The organism is Paenibacillus sp. YPG26, from assembly GCF_023704175.1.
Classification (GTDB): Bacteria; Bacillota; Bacilli; order Paenibacillales; family Paenibacillaceae; genus Fontibacillus.
The window spans coordinates 448,138-467,071 of record NZ_CP084530.1 but is presented as its reverse complement, the minus strand read 5'-3'; the positions used below and the strand labels follow the sequence as shown (position 1 = coordinate 467,071).

Sequence of the window (18,934 nt, the reverse complement as noted above, 5' to 3'; positions counted from 1 at the left end):
TTCTCATCTATACCGCTCTGGAGGTGCTCCATGAAAGGTTTCTATTAGACCGGTGCTTAATTTCCTTACAGAGTAAAGAAGTCGAACACCTGATCCGGATACAAATATTGCAGAACTGAATATCCCCAGCCCGAAACACCGATTAATAAGCCTAATGATTCCGAGTGGGAAAGAACCTGCTTCTCCCACTTCTTCTCAATGGTATTGTAGAAAATACTTGCATAGGTCTGTAAGCATTGCTTGAGCAGATCTTCCTTCCCGAACACCTGCGCATATTTCTCAATAATCTTCAAGCTTCCCAAATCGCCATGACAATAGGAAGGATTAGCTCCGAAGCCATGTTGCATCGTGATCTCGACCAGGTTGCTAATATAATCTTCATCTCTCAGACTTGCCGAGTGATTCTCTTTGGCAATAACTTGGGCCAGCAACAGCCCTTGAGCCCCATGGCACCAGCCATGCGAGTATTTCTTGGAGCCGGGGATGTTCTCCCAGTTGTTCGCTTGTTCATTATAGGCGGAATCAATATAGTTCGAGATTTCTAACAGGAATTGACTATCTACCAATTGATATCCCAAAATCTCTTGTTCCACTGCCTGCAGCTTAATAAGGGCTGCGAGTATCCCGGCATTCCCGTGCGCATAGCCTACATAGGCCAAGGTATTCTTATTCTTCCAGTAACACATATTGTTCTCGCGAACTGCATTGCCGAGCAGATTTCTATATGCCTCTTCCAATAGAGGCCGGATATAAGCCCGGTACTCCGGATACAACTTGTCCAGCGCAATCAGACTTGTAATTAATCCGCTGGAGCCTGCGAATATATCGTAGTTGTTGCAGTTCTTCACCAGCTTCATTAATCTTTCCAGAGATGTGATCATAATAGAATGGAAGTTAGGAATTGGAATGATGGTGTTAATCACGCCAATACTTAGTAACAGTCCACTAGTTCCGTTGTAATAGCCGATATTTCCGTTCTCGTATAATTTCTCCTGCTGCAGAAACCGGATATTATAATGAACTGCCTTAAGAACAGTCTCTTTATACTTCTCATTCTTGGTAAATTTATAGAGATGGGCTAGAAACAGCGTGATCCCCGCATTCCCGAGATACATATCATTACCGACCGGACCTACGCCAAATTCGGATTCTTCCTTCCCGAGTATCGTGGTGCTGATCCAGGTAATCGATTCATCGTTAGGATACACCGCCCGCCTCATCAATAGATTACCGATATTCTCACAGAGCTGATGTGCCCTTTCGGAATCAATCTCATCAACAGCAGCCGCAGCAGGCGCGAACTTAATATCCGTCCGGTCCCCTTTATATTCTTTGAGCCTCATGGCCTGGTCAATCAAGATCTTCTGGTTGTCCAGGTCATCTGGCGACATCTTCTCGATCTTCAGAATTGTACTTTCCAGCGGAGTTTTGTCCGATAGAGCTCCCAGCTTGTCGTTACGCGCATTATAGATCTCCAGTTCATCGGTATACGCATAGAATATAGGGATGTCATAGTTCATTAACTGGTCATATTCGCTGTACACGAATGACATCTGATTCTCTCTTTCATAAGCTAATTTGCTGAATAGAATCTTCCGGTTTGTTCTGTTGCCAAGGAAATAAATGTTTTTACTCAGTATCATGAGCTTCGAGTATAAGAAGGTAGGTCTTAAGATCACCCGTATTTTTTTGCTTTTGAAATGATCGTTAACCATGCTGATATACAGGGATTTATTGTTCAAAATCCATTTATAAAAATATTCAAAACTATTCTGCATAATCAGATTGATTGCGGATAGCTCTGAATCACTAATTTCCTTAATTGGGTTATTCTCACTTACTCCATTGAACCCGAACTTCCTGATATGCCGCGGTTGTCCTTGGTCATCAATGCTGAATTCCGAGAATTTAAAAGGTGAAACCTTCTGTTTCTCTGCGCCAATGCCGCCAATCTCGAGTGAATAGTCATCTGAATCATAGTTCTTGACTATTTTCTTAGGCAGAATTCCAATGTCGAGCACGGTCGGATCAGAGGATTTAATAATCTCAAGGAACCCTTGATCATAGAGATTCTCGTTCAAGAAGATATTGGAGTGAAATAATGATTCCAGGTCAACCAATACCGGGTCCTTCCCATGGGCAATAATATTCTCACTGTGAAAATCCGTGCCATTGAGTGTGTACATAATACACAGTAGATAGCCCAGCTTCTCATAATATTGCTCCAGCTCACCTGAATCCCTAACCAGAACATGATCTATCTGTTCAAAAAAAGAATATGTATCTCTGCTAATAATCTTGATCCTCTTGAAATCGAACTTCTCGTCCTGCAGGTACAGCTTGTCCAGGAAGTCAAAAAATTTGATATCGAGCTCGCCCGTTCTTGGCTTGTAATAGACGACACCCCGGTTAAAGATCAACTTGCCTACGCTTTTCCCATCCGAGTGGGTATCTCCGCTTCCAAGCTTGACATCATTCAGCTGCAGCGGGGAATGGGCGGACGGCAGCAACCCCTCTATATTGTGCAGGTCTATCGTAACGTTGCTTATAATCTCCTCGACGTAAGAAAGATAGTTGTTAATACGTAATGAGATTAGCGGGAACAGCTCTAAATACAGCACTTCACACTGGCTTCTGAACCGCTCTGTATGAAAGACTTCTTCGATGAAGATCTTGAGCATTTCTTCCCCGTTTTTATTTTTGATGCTGTCTTTTTTATCGTTAAAATAAAGAGTAGCCTCATCAATCAGGAAATACCACAAATCGTTCTCGAGAATCTTCTCCAACTGCTCTTTTTGGGAATCGATGAAATGCTCTTTGTCCTCTATGACCGCACTGGCTTCTACAAGTTCTGTCAGCTTGAGCGAGAAGTAATCCAGTTCCTTTGCGAAGAAGTTCTGTTTCCTGCTGCTCTCTTGTATTCTACTAATCCCCAATGCCTTCATTTCGTTCTCTTTGTTAATATTATCGACTTGGATATCGATCGGTTCTCCAAAAAAGCTCTCCAGGTGTGACTCTAGCTTCTCTTCGCTTTGAATTCCTAATAATGATTTCCAAAAAGGGAGCACTTCCTCTTTACTTAACTTCACAGTCTCTCCTCCTGACATTAAGTAAGTAATAATAGGGTAGCTGGGTACATTCGGTTTTTAGATTGGATTAGTTACAGGAACGTTGGCATTCCTTCGTCAGTGTACACCAGCCGCCATTGTTGCCCAGATAGTTACTCAACGTAAAGGTGTTCGTTGTGCATCCGCCTTGAATACTCAGATCAACTTCGATAAGTTCTTCTGCCAGTACCGGAGATAACGCTTCCATTTTTGCCTCTTGGTTAAAAACGATGAATGGGTTTCTATTCTCTAACATTTTTATTCCTCCTAGTTATGGGATATATACCCAGCTGATTTTTATTATAGATTTTTATTATTAATTGGCAACCATTATTTTGTTTAAATTAGTAGATTTATCCTTAAAAATGAAAAAATGCGCTTAAAGTCACCTTTTTGTATAATCATATTTTACTTTTTTATAATTATAAATTACACTCTGCATGGAAGTAGTTGTAAATACTGGATTGCTAGCTTGCTTCCTTAATTGATAAAGTTTATAAATTCGAATTGAAATCTGTAAATTTAATGTGAATTTATGATCTTTATTGAACTCGTTCGCGCATTCATTTTACATTCAGGAGGAGATTCTGTGCGTGCAGTAATTGAGGTTGAGAATTTGACCAAACAATACCGCAGTATTATGGCTCTGGATCATGTCAATCTACACATTCAAGAGGGAGAGATCTATGGTCTGATTGGAAAGAACGGGGCCGGGAAGTCCTCCCTGCTGCGAATTCTATGCGGACAATCCACACGCTACTCCGGGAGCGTGAAGCTGTTCGGACACACCGTCAAGCAGGATTCCAATGAGCGCAAGAGAATCGGTGCGCTGATAGAATACCCAGCCTTCTATCCTGAGCTAACCGGGAGGCAGAATCTTGAATATTACCGGATTCAAAGGGGAATTTCACAGAAGGGCGCTGTGGAGAAGGTACTTAATGACCTGAATTTAGTCCCTCTGGCAGACAGGAAATTCAAACAGTATTCATTAGGGAATAAGCAGCGGCTGGGGATAGCCCTTGCCTTGTTGGACAATCCGAGAATATTGATTCTGGATGAACCCACCAACGGATTAGACCCGATCGGCATCAAGGAAATCCGCAGGCTGCTGCTAAGCATTAACCGGGAGCACAATATCACGATTGTTATCTCCAGTCACATTCTCTCTGAGCTTGAACAGGTCATAAGCAAGGTTGGATTCATCGATAATGGCAAGTTAATCCAGGAACTGACAATGGACGAGCTAAGAACTAAATGCACACGATCCGTACGCCTAAAAGTATCTAATTATGACAAGATTCATCTTCTTCTAAGGAATCATCTGAACAACTGTGAGATCCGCCTTCTGGATAATTCCGAGATTCAGCTGTCCGGTGACCATCTAGAGATTTCCGACATCACCAAGCTGATCCTGGATGCCGGCGAGAAAATCCACTCTGTCCATGAAAGCCATGATTCACTTGAGGATTACTTCTTTCAGTTGGTGGGAGGTGCAGAACATGAACAATTATCTGAGAAGCGAACTGTATAGAATCAAGTCCAAAAAGCTGATCTACCTGCTGCCCTTTTTACTAGCGGCAATCCCCTTGCTCGGTATCTTTCTGGTCTGGTCTGTTGGGAGGTCCGACCCATCCTTTACTTACAACAGCACGGGTTTCTTATACAGGTTCTGCCGGATTTCTTTTAATAATCTAGTGCTCCTGCTGCCCTTTCTAACGATTTATCTTTTTGCGAGCGAGTATTCGAGTGGTACATTCAAGAATGTTGTGGCTTCAGGAATTAGCAGGAGACATATTTACCTGTCAAAAATCACGGTCATCTTCTGTATCCTAGTGCTGCTCAGCGTGATTGACATAGCTATGATTGTGTCAGCGATTGAACTGCTTCTTAACCATAAGGACCTAGGCGAGAAGACCTTATTTTATCAAAATATAATCCAGACCATGCCTCTGTTTATTGCCGCTTACTCTATATCTATTATGCTGTGCTTTACAGAAGAGAAGATTGTCTCCAACCTGGTCAAATACTTCTTGATCATATACATAATCCCGGTTTTTTTGGGGAATTTCGAGAATATCATCCCAGGACTGAAGTCTCTTCTTCATATCTTCCCGGTAATCCGGCTCTCGGAAGGTCTGCCTTTCACAATGGAGAATCTGTTATTCAACTGGTTGGAAGCACTTGTGTACTTCGTGGCCGCATTTGTGATCGGTCTGTCTATTTTTAATAAAAAGGAAATATGAACCATATTGCCATCTTAGTTATTGAGGAACCTACTGCTTCTTCGAAAGCCTTGAATCCACTATTCATACGGGTTCAAGGCTCTTTTTCTGTTGTGCAGCACCGAAAGAGCCGATCTCCTATCCGTAAGATCATTGGCGGCAATGAGGATAAGGAGAACGAACGAGAGATTCTAAGGAAGTTTGTCGATATTTCCCGGGAAAAGAATGGGCGCATCGACAGCCTTACAACAGCTACAAAATATCCGGAGGGGTACAAATAGATTCGCTGATTGGGATTGAGCCGGGACTCTTTTGAAGCAGACCCCAAGTCTCTGCTTTTGACCATTCTTTTAAATCGATTGGCAGAAAGCTGAGTACTTCTTTCATTTTTAACACTGGTACTTATAGACTGGGCACTTTGAACTTGACTCATTATGGTGGACGACAAATGTTCTGGATCGAGAGCTTGAGCAATCGGAACCTCGTCATTAGCGATCTAACGTATGTGAAAATTCAGAACCATGACATTACACTTGCTAATTTGAATATTCAGGTGCAGATTCAAACTCTTTGAGTATATGAGCACCGAAATTGATTAAATCTTCTTTGCTAACCTTCAATGTAGGAATCCAGCCTGATAGAAAAATAACAATTAGATATAATCCAGTCTCTTGTTCATGGAACCACTTCCACTCAAAGGACTCATCATAATGAGAAAAATAGCCACTATAAATTTCTAAGGGGAATTTCTCCAACATCGTAAGAAACTTACTTAGGTTTCGTTAGTCCAACCGAAATCGACTGTAATATTGCTGTCTTGATCTGGATCAATTATTTTCACACGGAGACTACTTCCCTGATCTATTGATTTACTGCAATTGACAATTTGAAAGTCCAGGTACTTATTCTCGTTAAAATGATCTCTCAGGCAAGCCATATTATCCCCCTCTATAAGTATGTACTCAGCAAAAATTTATTAGAAAAAAAGCACCGCCCAGCTGCATCACGCAGCTGTATGGCAGTGCTTTCTCACATTCTAGATGCTATTTAGCTCAATCTATATTCCGGCCTTCTCCATCATGCCTCTTGCGATCCAGACCCCTGCGGCTCCTGCCTGAGCCAATCCGCGGGTAATTCCCGCACCGTCCCCACCGCAGTACAGACCTTTAATCTCGGTCTCCAGTGCCGCATCCAGCTTCGGACGGGCAGAATAGAACTTGGCTTCCACGCCGTAGAACAGCGTATGCTCCGAAGCAATGCCGGGAGTCACCTTGTCCAGGGCTTCGACCATTTCAATCAGGCTCTTCATTGTATTATACGGCAGCACAAGGCCAAGATCACCTGGTACCGCCTCTTTCAAGGTTGGCTCCAGAAAGCCTTCCGAGATTCGACTCTCCGTTGAGCGGCGCCCGCGAATAATGTCCCCATACTTCTGTACAATAACGCCCCCGTTCGACAGATCATTCGCACGCTGGCAGATTTCCCGCGCGTATTCATTCGGTTTGTCGAAGGGCTCCGTGAATTTATGTGAGACAAGCAGTGCGAAGTTGGTATTTGCTGAACCCAGCGCGGGGTCCTTGTAAGAATGTCCATTGGCAGCCATCACGCCGCTGTGGTTCTCGACCACGACATGACCTGAAGGATTGCTGCAGAACGTCCGAACCCGGGTACCCACCGAGGTGTTGTAGATGAATTTGCCTTCATACAAGTGCTCGTTAATCTCCCTCATAACCACGTCAGAGGTCTCTACACGAACGCCCACATCGACTTGATTATTGTACATTTTGAGACGGCGTCTTTTCAGGATCTCGGTGAGCCAGGCTGATCCATCCCGGCCCGGAGCGATCATGACCAGGTCGGCTTCGTGCACCTCGCCGCTTCTAAGCGTAATGCCGCCAATGCGCAGCCCGCCCGCTTCATCCTTGGTCGTAATGATATCTTCAACTTCTGTCTTGAAGGACATATCAATTCGTGTTCTCAGATACTCATAGATGGACTTCAGAATCTCCAGATTCTGCTCTGTACCCAGATGTCTGACCTGGGCCCGCAGCAGCTTGAGTCCAGCCGCATAACCGCGCTGCTCAATCCCCCGGATTACATCCGTCATTGGATCGGTCACGTTCGTTGTTGCGCCGTGCCCCAGATTAATGGCATCTACATATTTAATCAGTTCAAGTACTTTGGAGGGAGAAATATAATCGGTCATCCAGCCGCCGAACTCAGTGGTTATGTTGAACTTTCCATCGCTATAGGCGCCTGCTCCCCCGAAGCCTGCGGTTATGGAACAAGCGGGCAGACAGCCTGCGAATTCCTTCTTGCCCGCAGCCGGCGGACACAGCTTGATTTTCTCTTCGAGAATCGGACAGCGGCGCTTATAGATATCATGACCCTTGTCGACGAGCAGCACCTTCCAATGAGGGGCCTTGAGGCTCAGTTCATAACATGCGAATATTCCTGCCGGACCAGCACCTACGACAATTACATCATATTTACTCATGGTTCCTCCTAAAATAAACGGTTTAGTGTAGTCTCTTGGTTAAGACGCAAAAAATCCTGGCTATAGTCTTGAACTACTGGGCATCAAGCTCTGTAATTCATGATATATATGCGAATAGGTATGCAGCGGCACCCTGTTCGTAGCCAGGAATTTATGGTCCCTTGTAGAAACCCTCAACCCATATTATTGAGGATATACGAATGGTTAAATTGTGAAGTTGTAAGTGCCAACAAAGTCAGATGACATGTAGAAGCATAAACAACAAATACGAATGTGTCAATACACAAGTCGGATAATGTTCGCATTTAATACAGCCACCTTATTAGACAGAGGCAAATTATAATTTCTAATCCTTTAAACACGAACAATGGTATGGTGATTAAAAAAAGACCCGTTTCATCAAGAAGACCTATCTTGTATACCTGCTGTACCGGACTTGAGGCACAACAACTTTTTATATTATATGGGATTATTTAGCAAATACTGTTACAATTAGGGATAAGGTAAGTTATAGGATCGTTCTGAAGGGAGGTTTTTTATTGAATAATAATATACAGGACTTTTTAATTGTTGTGGTTGTTACCAGCTTCTTATATTCAATGAGAAATTTGTTAGGGTTGATCGTGAGAGTTTCGATTTATGGAGCAATAGGCTATGTAATTTTTTCGGGTACAATTAAGGCGTGGGATGTTGAAATATTTGTTTTGGTTTTAGTTTTTCTTTCTCTTCCGATTCTTATCAATTTTTTGTTTAGATTTATTAAGATTAAATTGCTTAAACCATAATTCCCATCTTAATTCAGAAGACAGTTTTTTCAGTACGTAAAATAAGCTATGACTGAAAAGAAACTAGTTTCATAAGCTACAAACCAAGGCTGCAAGAGCAGATTATTTTAAAAATGGATTAAAAATGAGGGTGATTTTTTGAGAAATAAATCTTTTATTATTGAAAAAGTTCTAATTATTCTGTCACTAGTTTCTGTTATAGCTGGGATTTCAGTACATTATAAAGTTATCGACTTTCCCGGATTTGGAGTTATTCTTATGTATTATTGGATAGCAGCGTTTTTGATATCATCATTTTTGTTTGTAAGAAGCAGGAATATGCAAACTAAAAATATTTGGGCGATTGTTTCTTTAATTTTAAGCTTATTATTCATTCTTACATTCCCATTATTCTTTTAGTATAAATTACACGAAGGAGACCGTTCACAATAAACGGTCTCCTTCGTGTAATTTATTATTTGAACGGATTACAAGATGCATTGACAAACCAGCATAGATTGCAGCAACAGCTGAGCTACTAAGTCTGTATGAATTTATACCTTTAACACTGCTACGATTATTGCTCCTTACCAGCCGCAGTCTTGCTGATTCGTACAAACTCCAGACCGGCCGCGCTAATCCTGCTGCCTTCCGGAATACTGTATGCCTTGCCAAGTGCTGCCGTCAGCTTATTAGGGTAAACGTCCGGGTCAATAGAAGAACTAGAGGAACTCTCCCCTGAAGAAACACCTGCGTTCTGTGTACCTGTCTGTGTGGACGATCCCTCACCGTCAACTGAAAGACCAGCCTCGTTGTCATCCTGGCCGTCAACCGAACTTTGCGCTAAGCGGTCATTCTCGCTGCTAACTGAGCCTTCCTCCGCTCCTGCTGACTTCTTATTCCCGGACTCCAGACCGGAGGAGTGGCCGCTATCTGTTGACCCGGCAGCGCTCACGCCTGTCTCCTCAGAATCCCCAGTGCCGCAATCGTGGGCCAGATTGGAGAGCTTCAAGTTCTGACTTGTCGCCTTAGCTCCTGGGGTGGTTACAGTGACTGAACCCGGATTGAAGGATTTGCACTCCGAGCTAGTCCTGAATAAGAAGACCAGCCTTGTAACTTCCTTGCCGCTTTTGTCTTTGACCTGTTCGGTATAGACCGCCCGGTCTGGTATGGATACACTAGGTGCCGGCTCCGTAACATCAGGCTTGTCCACGACCGGAGGAACTACAGCCGCAGGCTCCTTCTTATCGAAGGCCCCTGTCAGCTGGAGTATACCCAGCGTTCCTGCGGCAAGCAGCAGCAGGATGAACACACTGAACAGCATTGGTTTTCCGCCTCTGCCGAACATTCTCATCAGCGGAGAAGCAAGCTCCTGTCCCGCCCGCTCATATACCGGCCTCAGCGCCCGGCCTGCCTTATCGAAGTGCTCCTTCCGGTTCGCCCGCTTCTTGAACGCATCCCGGTCATACTTGCGGAAATACGCCAGTATGGCGGCTTCATAAGCTGGTGCAAGCTTGCTTCCCCGCACATATAAGGGCTGCCCTGCCGACCAGTGGAAGAAGCGGTACACTATATCCGGGCTCCCCGCATATTTGCGAAGCGCGTCTACCAGGGGGGCATAATCCATGCAATCCTCGGCTCCTCCCCGGTAGTATGCCAAGGTAAGCCGGTCGAACCGGTCTGCGTTCACTTCGTCCCTTAGCCATCTGCGGCCGGCTTTCTGAACTTCATCCATCTCGGCGGGCTTTAGTCCATCGAACACATGCACATCTGGTTCAGCCTCGCTGAACCAGGCATATAAGGATTGCAGCTTAGCCAGCTTGGACCTCAGCTGCCCATCGAGGCGCTGGGGGCCGCAAGCTGGATTAGCGCTCTTCAACCAATCCAGGCTTAAGAGCTCCTCCTTGGTAAGCTTATTCAGATCCAGCTCTATCAGCAGCACACGCCGGGCCGTCTCAGCGAGAACAGCCGAGATCCCGGAGCCTTCCCGGCCGAATTGGCCCGTGGCATCCTTGGATTCAAATTCATCCATGACCTGCCCCCGCGCTGGCTTGGACAGCATACTCCAAGAGTCATTCTCTTGTCTTCCCGGAGCCCCATCCGCTTCTCCTTGCTGCCTCATCTTCAGCTGTCTCTTCTGCTCTTCCCACTCTCCGTACTGGCCCTTCTCTTGAGCCGGACCCGGGTGTGCGCCGAGCATATGAAGCACCTCATTTACCGACGCAACCAGATCTTGCTGTACCTTCAGCTTGCCGGTCAGCCCCGACCGGGCGAGCTCACTTAGCGCGAACTTATCCCACATTCCGGGGGAGAGCCGATCCCATTCCTGCACGAGACTGACCACTTCGCGGGGCTTTTCAGCAGCCTGCAGTCTTCCCTGGATATAAGGAACGAGAAGAAGCGCTGAGAGCTGATCATCCTTCTGCACCTGATCGAAATAGGCTTTGCGCAGAGATGGATGATTCTCGATTAAGGCATAGAGCCCCGCAAATGCGGCCTTATCCTTAATGGCGTTGACAGCAGCCCGGATGAAATACTCCACGATCTTCCGTTCATTGTTCTTCGGGTCGATCCGGTAATAATCCTTAATACATTCCGCCACTGCAAGATCAGGAACCTTGCCCGATTTCACAATATCGAACTCCCTGTCAAAGCGAGCCAGGAACAGATCACTCAGGCGCTCCTTGACCGGTAGGGCCCCCGCTGGGCGAAGATATTCCAGCATCCCGCTGAGAGCGGCAATCTTATGCCTCTCATAGAGGGCTTCATCGCCTCCCTCAATCCGGTACAGCACACTAAGCTCATGATAGCTGGAGATCGACATCGGCTTCTCAGGGCCCATATCCTTCAGCATAATATCCGCGAACCGGTGGAAGTCCTCCAGGTGATCCAGACTTCCAATCCGCGACCAGACCAGATCAAGATACGGCTGCTTCGTCCAGTCCAGCTCCATATTGGTCACCCGCCCGGAGGCGAGATCGAACGTATAGTCCTTCTCGATGCTGCGGTCCCCATGACGCAGACTGCCGCGTTCAACGAAAGAGATATGAATGCCCTTCCGGCTCTGCGGTTCCTTGGCATAGGTAAGGAAGCCGAGCTTCCTGCGGTAAGCATATGGCAGGGCAGCATACAGCAGCTCTAGCAAGGGAACCGCCGCTTCCGATATGTAAGAAGCAGGGACATCCAGTGCGATATAGACCTTGCGTCCCCCAGCCACGGAAGTCATTACGGCGGCCAGCAGCTGCTTGAACATGGCCTCCGGGATATGCAGCTCCCCAAGCAGCTGCGCGGGTTTCACCCTGTCGCTGCCTAGTGACGCCTGGTCTACAGGGATCTGGTTGAGTTCAGGAATCTGCCCGCTCTGCCCAATATCATAATGATCCAAGAAATCAGCATGAAGATAAGACCGGTAGTTCTGGACCAGCTCCTCTGACCTTGAGGAAGGAATAACATAGTTGTGACTGAATAAGGCGCTGCGCAGCCCCGTGAAATCAGCAGCTTGATAGATGCTGCGGCCCAGCACCGTATCCCCGTTCTCCGCGTGGAACAGGTGAATGGCGCCGGGATAAGCCAAGTTATCCTTCTCACCGCGCGCGGCAAGCTCTGCGGGCGCATCGTAGACGCAGAACGGATGCAGCACTTTTTTGATAAAAGAAGCCTCAAGGCCCTCAGATCTTGCCACCGTATCGAACCCTTCGGTCTGGCGGAAGATCCCGTGCCGTGCGCGGGTATAGATCTGCTGCTGGATCGGAGCGAAGGGATTCACTACGCTTCACTCCCCTCGATGTAATTCAGCTTGTACAGCAGCCAGATGAACGGCTCATCGACCCGGATCGGGCTCACGACGCCCTGCAGCTTCTGATCGACCGGATTGCTTCCAAGAGCCGAGACCGCGAAATAAGCGGTATCCTTAAAGTACACATCCATCGTGCCTTTGAACGGACGATCCACCTTCTCGATCAAGTGGCGGACCTCGCCGTCAATATTCTCGAACTCCGTCAAATTCAGCGTCCGGCGGTGGACAGCATTGTTGAAAATATTGCTGTTCTTCTTGATGTACTCGCCTTCCTCATCCGCCAGCGCATGCAGCATATCACTTTTTGTCAGCACGACTGCTGTTGGAATATCGGTCTTCCCTTTATCCTCGTACGCGATGAAATCCCCGAACAAGGTCAGCACCACATCGCGAGGTTCGTCATACTGCGACACCCACTCGCCCGGCTTGTCGCCATGCTTGATGCGGATCTTCTCGCGGATCGAGCGGATCTGCAGAGGATCGACCATGAACAGAATACCGGCGGAATTCTTGATATGCTGGCCGTGCAGACCGAGGTAATCCTGATCCACCATGCCCTCGCCCGCCACATCGAAGAACACCAGCGTCAGCGGCGGCTTGGATTCATCCTTAAATACGAATTGGAAAATAAACGGCTCCTGCATCTTCTCCTTCTGCGTCGAAGCGAGCAGGTCTCCCCGTTCGAACAGAGGCTCCTCATAGGATGAGCGGAACTTCCGGCTGATCTCGGCATTCAGCGGCATACAAGCCGCGCCGAAATGGTCGGCCGTCTCATGCTGGAGCGTATGAATCAGCGAGGTCATATACACCGATTTACCTGCCTGCGAGGCTCCGATAATCGAAATAATATTGCTCGGCACCTTCCCGGCCGTCACCGGCAGCTCGTTGTGGCACCTCGGGCAGAGCCTGCGGCGGGTCACCACACCGTACCGGTCACTGAGGCCAATCAGCACATTGTCCGAGTACATGTGGTGCTCCTCGTGGATATCCCGCGGATGCAGAATCGCTTCAATATCGTAGACAGTATCCAGACCGAAGCGCTCCCGGTACTTGTTCAGCTCATAATCCTCCCCGAGGGCGTAGTCCTCATCGTCCTCCCGGTGATGGGCAGCGCGGAATACAACCTCTTCAGGAGAAAACCTACTGAAGCAGTAAGGACAGACGATATCGTAGTATAGCGGCCGCAGTGGAGCTTCGGCTTTCTTTTTGAACATTTTAAAAAAGCTCATCGTGTTCTTCCCCCTTCCATGCCTGTTATTCCGGAATTAATACATACGTGTGGCCATACTTGGGTCCATCCGTGAAGAACAGCCGGACATGGTCCTGCTTGCCGACTTCAATGACAGGCAGCACATTTCTGCCTGCCGCAAAAGGAGTGACGAACGGATAGACCGTCCCATCCTCCCTGCTCGCCGGATAGCCGCCCTGCTTCTTCACATAACAGAGCACATCCTTGGCAATCGGGACCTCCGAGGTTACCGTAATCTGCACGGTCTTGAATTTGCTGAACAGCCCGCTTTTCTCGCGGACCGAATAGTAGATTCTCGCCTTGCCTGTACTAGCCACAATCCGGTTCTTGCCGTCACGCTGCCTGACCAGGATGACTTCTCCGTGCTCGATCCAGCCGGCAAAAACCGTATATTCAATCTGGCCAATCTCCTGAATCCGGTCATGGTATCCATTATTGGCCTTGTACTCATCACGAGTATAGAGCCGAAGGCTGCTTAGAGGCGGAAGCTCTTCGGAGAGACCTGCATCTGGCCCCGCCGGTGCCTTATGAATATAGACGGACTGAAGACCTTCCGGCCAGCGCCAGCGCAGGGTGCATCTGTCTTCATCAACCCGGTGGGTCAGTTCACTGATTACCGGGGCGGAGGATTCATCCCCATCGATCAACCGCATGCTCTTCGCCTCCTGTATCTCATGCTTGATGTCTTATCTGTTCCTATGGAATGAACTCAAGATAAATAATTATGCGGTACCATTTACTTTCTCAAGCTGATTAAACGCTGATCAAAACCCCTTGCTTCGTGTATCTTTTGGCCGCCCGGCAAAGCTTCCCGCACCCCCGGTCTGCCCGGCACGCAGCCTTCCGCCGGAAGCGCGGTGATGCTCCTTGACCGGCACGATCCAGGCGAACAGCGTGATGACCGCGGCAAGCACCACATCGGCCGACAGCCGGCTTAGCATATCGGAATACGGGTGGCCGCTCAGGCCCAGCTCGAGGATAAGACCAGCCAGCAGTCCGGAGACTGCGCCGCCAATTCCAAAGCTGCGCGCCAGATACCGGTTATCGAACATCAGCCCCAGCGCGATTCCCAGCGCAACGCCAATGATAAGAAGCGCTGCAATTCGCACAATTGCATAATAGGTACTATCCGCCGCAGGACCAGTGCGCTCGGTAACCAGGGTCCGGTCTCCGATGTTGTCGTAGATCTGCTGGAATACGAAGCTGAGATTCCCCGCATTAGACACATCGCTATAGCTGCCACCCGTCTGCGCAGCAATGGTCCTGAGCAGATTCGAACCGCTGGAATCCACCAGGTTCAGCCCTACCGTATTTACCGCGACATGACGGCTCTTATATTCAGCCAGGGTACTCTCCATATCCACGCTGCTTACCCCGTCAGACAGCAAAATAACCATTGTACCTTGACCGCCCGTGCTCTGGTCTGTGATATGCTTCATCGTCTCGGTAAGGGCGAGGCCGATGTTGGTTCCCCCGTCCGTTGTGGGAATGCTCTCAATGGCGTTCTTAACATTAGCTCTGGCAGCCTGGTCATTCACCCTGACAAAAGGCTGCACGATATTCGCGCCATCGCTGAATGTAATCACAGCCACTCTTTTGTCCCCATCCATCTTGTCCACGAGCTTCTTGGCCGCTTCATAACGGTCATTCTTCGGATCGTTCTGCTGCATGCTCCCCGAACTGTCAATCACCATGGCGATGTCCTTGACCTGCTTCACGCCGCCGCCATTCAGCTCATAGACGAACTCCAGCGCCAAAGAGACCACGAACAGGAGCACCAAGGTGGCAGGAACAAGCAGCTTCCACGAAGCACCCACATAGCGCTGACGCCAGGAGGCACCGTTCAGCCGCGGTAGAATCATCTCCGCAATCAGGCAGGAGAGTCCCACGGACAAAGCCAGGATTCCGAAATATAGACCTATGATCAGCAGATTAGGCCACCGCCCGCCCAGTTCAGCAAGCAGCCACTCTCCGATCGCGAAGCCGATCACCCCTCCGATCAGACTGAACAACGTTAGGAGCAGATTGAATTTACGCTGCATTGTAGGCATGCACCCTTTCTATATGTCATCCGGATGGATGGAAAGCCAGCGAGTTTCTACGCCACTATTCATCCTTGGATGGGGAAATTAGGCGAATCAAGATGAAGCTGAACTTTGATGCACACAACATTGGAAGAACCCGTGAATGCACAATCAGGCAGCCGTGTGAAATGTTCTTCCGATCACTGTTGCGCCCAGATTTCTTTATTAAACTTATATAAGGTAAGAATCCGGCCACACAGAATATGCTTCCGATGTAGCTTTCTTTCAGAAAGCTTGTAGGCGAGCGCTCCGCTTCTCCAGAATCATTCCACACTCTTGCCAGGAGCAATTCTTAAGTTCAAAATATATAGCGACTGCCCTCCGCTATTTTCTATCCCTGAATGAAAGTCTAGCGATCCCCTTCCGCTGTTTTTCCATTCCTGGTTGAAACCATAGTAACTACCTTCACCTATTGTTCATCCTAGATGAATAATCAACGTTGTCTCCCGATGCGTATCCATCCCTGGATGAATAACAAGCGTATATCCCGCTGTTTTTCATCCCTGGATGAATAACCAGCGCTGTGTCCCGCTGTTTTTTCATCCCTGGATAATCAACTTCACCGCAGCTCCGGCAGCCGCTCTGGACTGGTGGCATGGAACTCATACCCGTTCTGGATATAGGTCTCATAGTAGACTTTCCCGTTCCTGTAGAACATCAGGTCCTCCAGGTGAAAGCCGCCCATCAGGCTTAGCTTCTCAACTCCGCTGCTCCGGTTCTCATGCACCATGCCGAGCTTGTAGATTCGGGAGCTCTCATCCGCGCCAAGTGCGTACCGCATGAATTCACTGCCCGCATCGCCGAAAAAATACTTCTCCTCATAACGGTGCTCATGCGTATAATCGAACAGCCGCACATGAATCACGGCATGCTCTTCTAGGGTACGATACAGCTTCTTGAACAGCTCATCCTTGGATAGCACCTGCTTATTGTTGTACTCAATCGTCACATTAGCCCGCCGCAGCAGCTCCTCCTCGAAGGTCTGCGAGAATGGCTCACTCATGAGAATATCTCTGCGGCATACCGCGATCATCCGCTCCGTCAAGCCCTGAATACCCCCACTCAGCATCTCGGCGGGACTGCCCATATAACGATCCTGGAATAAAATGTCCGCTCCACGGCGCGCTTCCAGCTCAGCCAGGACTTCTGCCGTCACCCGTTCATAATACTCCATGATGTTCTGACCAATGTAGTCGTCAGCCAGCCGTATGCTCTGAAGTGCACTGCTGCGCAGTGTATCTTCAAGCGCTTCAAGCTGCTGTGTCATCTTCCTGAAGCGTACATGAAGAAGATCCAGTACGGCTTCGTATTGCCGGGCCAGCTTAAGCTCCATTTCAAGCCGGAGAATATACAGTCTAAGCGCATAGACATGATCGATAAAATACCGGATAAAGCTGCGCACATTGCTCTTATCCATCATCGGCAGCCGCTGAAAAGGCTGATCCTGCACCAGACCCTGATAGGTCTGGACCAGCTCCGTCTTCGCGGACTCCACCTGCCCCGCCAGCTCACGGATCCGTAAGCGGTAAGCCTCGCGCAGGCTGCCTGAGCCGCCTGCTTCATCGGTCCACTCCGCCAGGTGGAACAGACCCACCTGCGGGTGAAGAGCCCGGTTCCGGCTGAGCGCGTGTTCCAGCTCCTCTTCCAGCCGGAGCGCGGCGAGCGCTCTATCCGCTTCACGGACATAGTTGCCCTGGAAGTACAGCTCGCCGCCATCCCCGAACAGCGCCGTCTCCGCTTCCCGCAGCGTCATCGGCTTCAGCGAAGAATAGCTGACCCCATGGGTCATCATGCCATTCATATCGGCCAGCCGCGTCTCGTCCGGGACGATCCTCCGCGCCTGTTCAGCGAGTGAATCCGGGTCCAGACCGAAGAAGCTCAGCTTGTCGCTGTTCTTCCATTCCAGCGGGCCGTTCATCCGCTGGATGAGCTGGCGATAGAAGTGGTAGAGCACGGTCAGGGCAATGGACTCATTCGGACGTTTCACCTTGGAGAAGCCGGCGGAGACATAACCTTGGCGGCCGGATTCGGTCATGATGTTATTTTTGAAGCTCATATTATTGTAGGCTGCACCCGAGACCGAGTCATACAGCGGGTCTTTCTTCTGGCGGTTCTTCAGCAGGCTGATCTGGGAGATCATCTCGTCATTATCCCGCAGCCCGCCAGGCGAGCTGATTCCGCGCTCATTCTTGTCTGACAGCACGTAGACCAGATCAAACAGCGGAGATGCCGGATGTGTAACCGGTATGGAGAGGCCATCCTCTGTCATAAGCAGCGGCGCAGTGAAGGTATAGTCAGACTGCTGCATCATGTCCAGCTCCCGCAGAAAAGCAATCCCCGCCGCCCCGCTGTATCCAAATGCCTCCGCATCCTCCCGTTCACTGATGAGGGTGAACAAGTCGGTCTGGACCGACTTGAAAGACTGGCCGAAGATCGTATTCGCGAGCACCGTAACTTCCGGTACAAATACGTTCAAGGGATCTCCCGCCTGCGTAATGACAGACAGGTGAATACGATCAAATGAAGAGTACAAACGGCCATAGTCGGCAATCCGCTGACTGACCCGGCGCAGCGCCCTGTTCAGCTCCAGTACGGAGCCCGGCTCCTGATAGAAGGCACGATAAGTGTCCGGCCGGAGGGTCTTCATGCCCTCGCCTGGCTCCCCAGGCTTGATTCGTGGTATGCGGTACCGCACAACCCGGGGATGCTCCCGCTCCCACTTCCGTCCTCCTTCTCCATCTCGTTCTCCTTCTCGTACTCTAACTCCCTCTAGTTCTCTTATTCCATCTAGTCCTCTTACTTCATCTAGTCCTCTTATTCCGTCTACTCCCCTTGCTCCATCTACTCCTCTTAATCCACCTAGTTCTCTTACTCCATCTAGTCCTCTTACTCCATCACGTTCTCTTATCCCATCCCCTTCGCCATTTCGTTCTCCGCCTGGCGCCCTCCCTTCTCCATAAGAAGGGGAAAAGGCGGCCGTAACCCCTGCCGCCGCTCCCTCCTGTGAAGTCAGATGGAAATACATGACTCCCGCACTGTTATCCCATTTCTTGTCGTGAATGCGAATGATCGGTTCAATGGCATCCGCCACCTTATCGCCAATGAACAGATAGACCGCGGGATAATGAATGCTGCTCTGGTCATCCTGCTTGCCGGTCAGACCTTCCTCAGCCGCCGCGTAATCTGCCGCATACTGTTCTAGTAATTGTCTCATA

11 protein-coding genes and 1 riboswitch are annotated in these 18,934 nt (G+C 48.7%); of the genes, 2 read left to right on the top strand and 9 right to left on the bottom strand.

Annotated features, from left to right (window positions below; translation table 11 throughout):
* Positions 1-65: 65 nt before the first annotated feature.
* Both lanM and LDO05_RS02075 read right to left on the bottom strand, forming a co-directional pair.
* Complete coding sequence (gene lanM / locus LDO05_RS02080) at positions 66-3,089, bottom strand: type 2 lanthipeptide synthetase LanM (RefSeq protein WP_251377268.1); 3,024 nt, start codon at positions 3,087-3,089, stop codon at positions 66-68.
* A 67-nt stretch (positions 3,090-3,156) separates the two neighbouring features.
* Positions 3,157-3,363, bottom strand: coding sequence for a plantaricin C family lantibiotic (locus LDO05_RS02075; protein ID WP_251377267.1), 207 nt, complete (start codon positions 3,361-3,363; stop codon positions 3,157-3,159).
* 333 nt (positions 3,364-3,696) lie between these two features.
* On the opposite strand from LDO05_RS02075, the gene LDO05_RS02070 reads away from it, so the two are divergent.
* Together LDO05_RS02070 and LDO05_RS02065 are read left to right on the top strand one after the other, a co-directional pair.
* Complete coding sequence (locus LDO05_RS02070) at positions 3,697-4,638, top strand: ABC transporter ATP-binding protein (RefSeq protein WP_251377266.1); 942 nt, start codon at positions 3,697-3,699, stop codon at positions 4,636-4,638.
* A complete protein-coding gene (locus tag LDO05_RS02065) occupies positions 4,607-5,350 on the top strand; it encodes an ABC transporter permease (protein WP_251377265.1) in 744 nt (247 codons plus the stop codon). Before LDO05_RS02070 ends, LDO05_RS02065 begins: the two co-directional genes overlap by 32 nt.
* 515 nt (positions 5,351-5,865) lie before the next feature.
* Here LDO05_RS02065 and LDO05_RS02060 read toward each other — a convergent pair.
* From LDO05_RS02060 to LDO05_RS02030, 7 genes are all read right to left on the bottom strand, one after another.
* Positions 5,866-6,087, bottom strand: a complete 222-nt coding sequence (locus tag LDO05_RS02060; protein WP_251377264.1) for a hypothetical protein — start codon at positions 6,085-6,087, stop codon at positions 5,866-5,868.
* Between the two features lie 299 nt (positions 6,088-6,386).
* Complete coding sequence (locus LDO05_RS02055) at positions 6,387-7,826, bottom strand: NAD(P)/FAD-dependent oxidoreductase (protein WP_251377263.1); 1,440 nt, start codon at positions 7,824-7,826, stop codon at positions 6,387-6,389.
* 120 nt (positions 7,827-7,946) lie between these two features.
* A riboswitch (purine riboswitch) is annotated at positions 7,947-8,046 on the bottom strand.
* Positions 8,047-9,167: 1,121 nt separating this feature from the next.
* Positions 9,168-12,356 (bottom strand): GAP1-N2 domain-containing protein, encoded by a 3,189-nt coding sequence (locus LDO05_RS02050; RefSeq protein WP_251377262.1) that lies wholly within the window; start codon positions 12,354-12,356, stop codon positions 9,168-9,170.
* Positions 12,356-13,615: a TRAFAC clade GTPase domain-containing protein gene (locus LDO05_RS02045; RefSeq protein WP_251377261.1), complete on the bottom strand. Its 1,260-nt coding sequence runs from the start codon at positions 13,613-13,615 to the stop codon at positions 12,356-12,358. The genes LDO05_RS02050 and LDO05_RS02045 overlap by 1 nt, the downstream gene beginning before the upstream one ends.
* A gap of 25 nt (positions 13,616-13,640) precedes the next feature.
* Positions 13,641-14,288: a beta-mannanase gene (locus tag LDO05_RS02040; protein WP_251377260.1), complete on the bottom strand. Its 648-nt coding sequence runs from the start codon at positions 14,286-14,288 to the stop codon at positions 13,641-13,643.
* Positions 14,289-14,399: 111 nt separating this feature from the next.
* Positions 14,400-15,677 (bottom strand): vWA domain-containing protein, encoded by a 1,278-nt coding sequence (locus LDO05_RS02035; RefSeq protein WP_251377259.1) that lies wholly within the window; start codon positions 15,675-15,677, stop codon positions 14,400-14,402.
* 601 nt (positions 15,678-16,278) lie between these two features.
* Complete coding sequence (locus tag LDO05_RS02030; RefSeq protein ID WP_251377258.1) at positions 16,279-18,933, bottom strand: transcription initiation factor TFIID; 2,655 nt, start codon at positions 18,931-18,933, stop codon at positions 16,279-16,281.
* Position 18,934 lies beyond the last annotated feature (1 nt).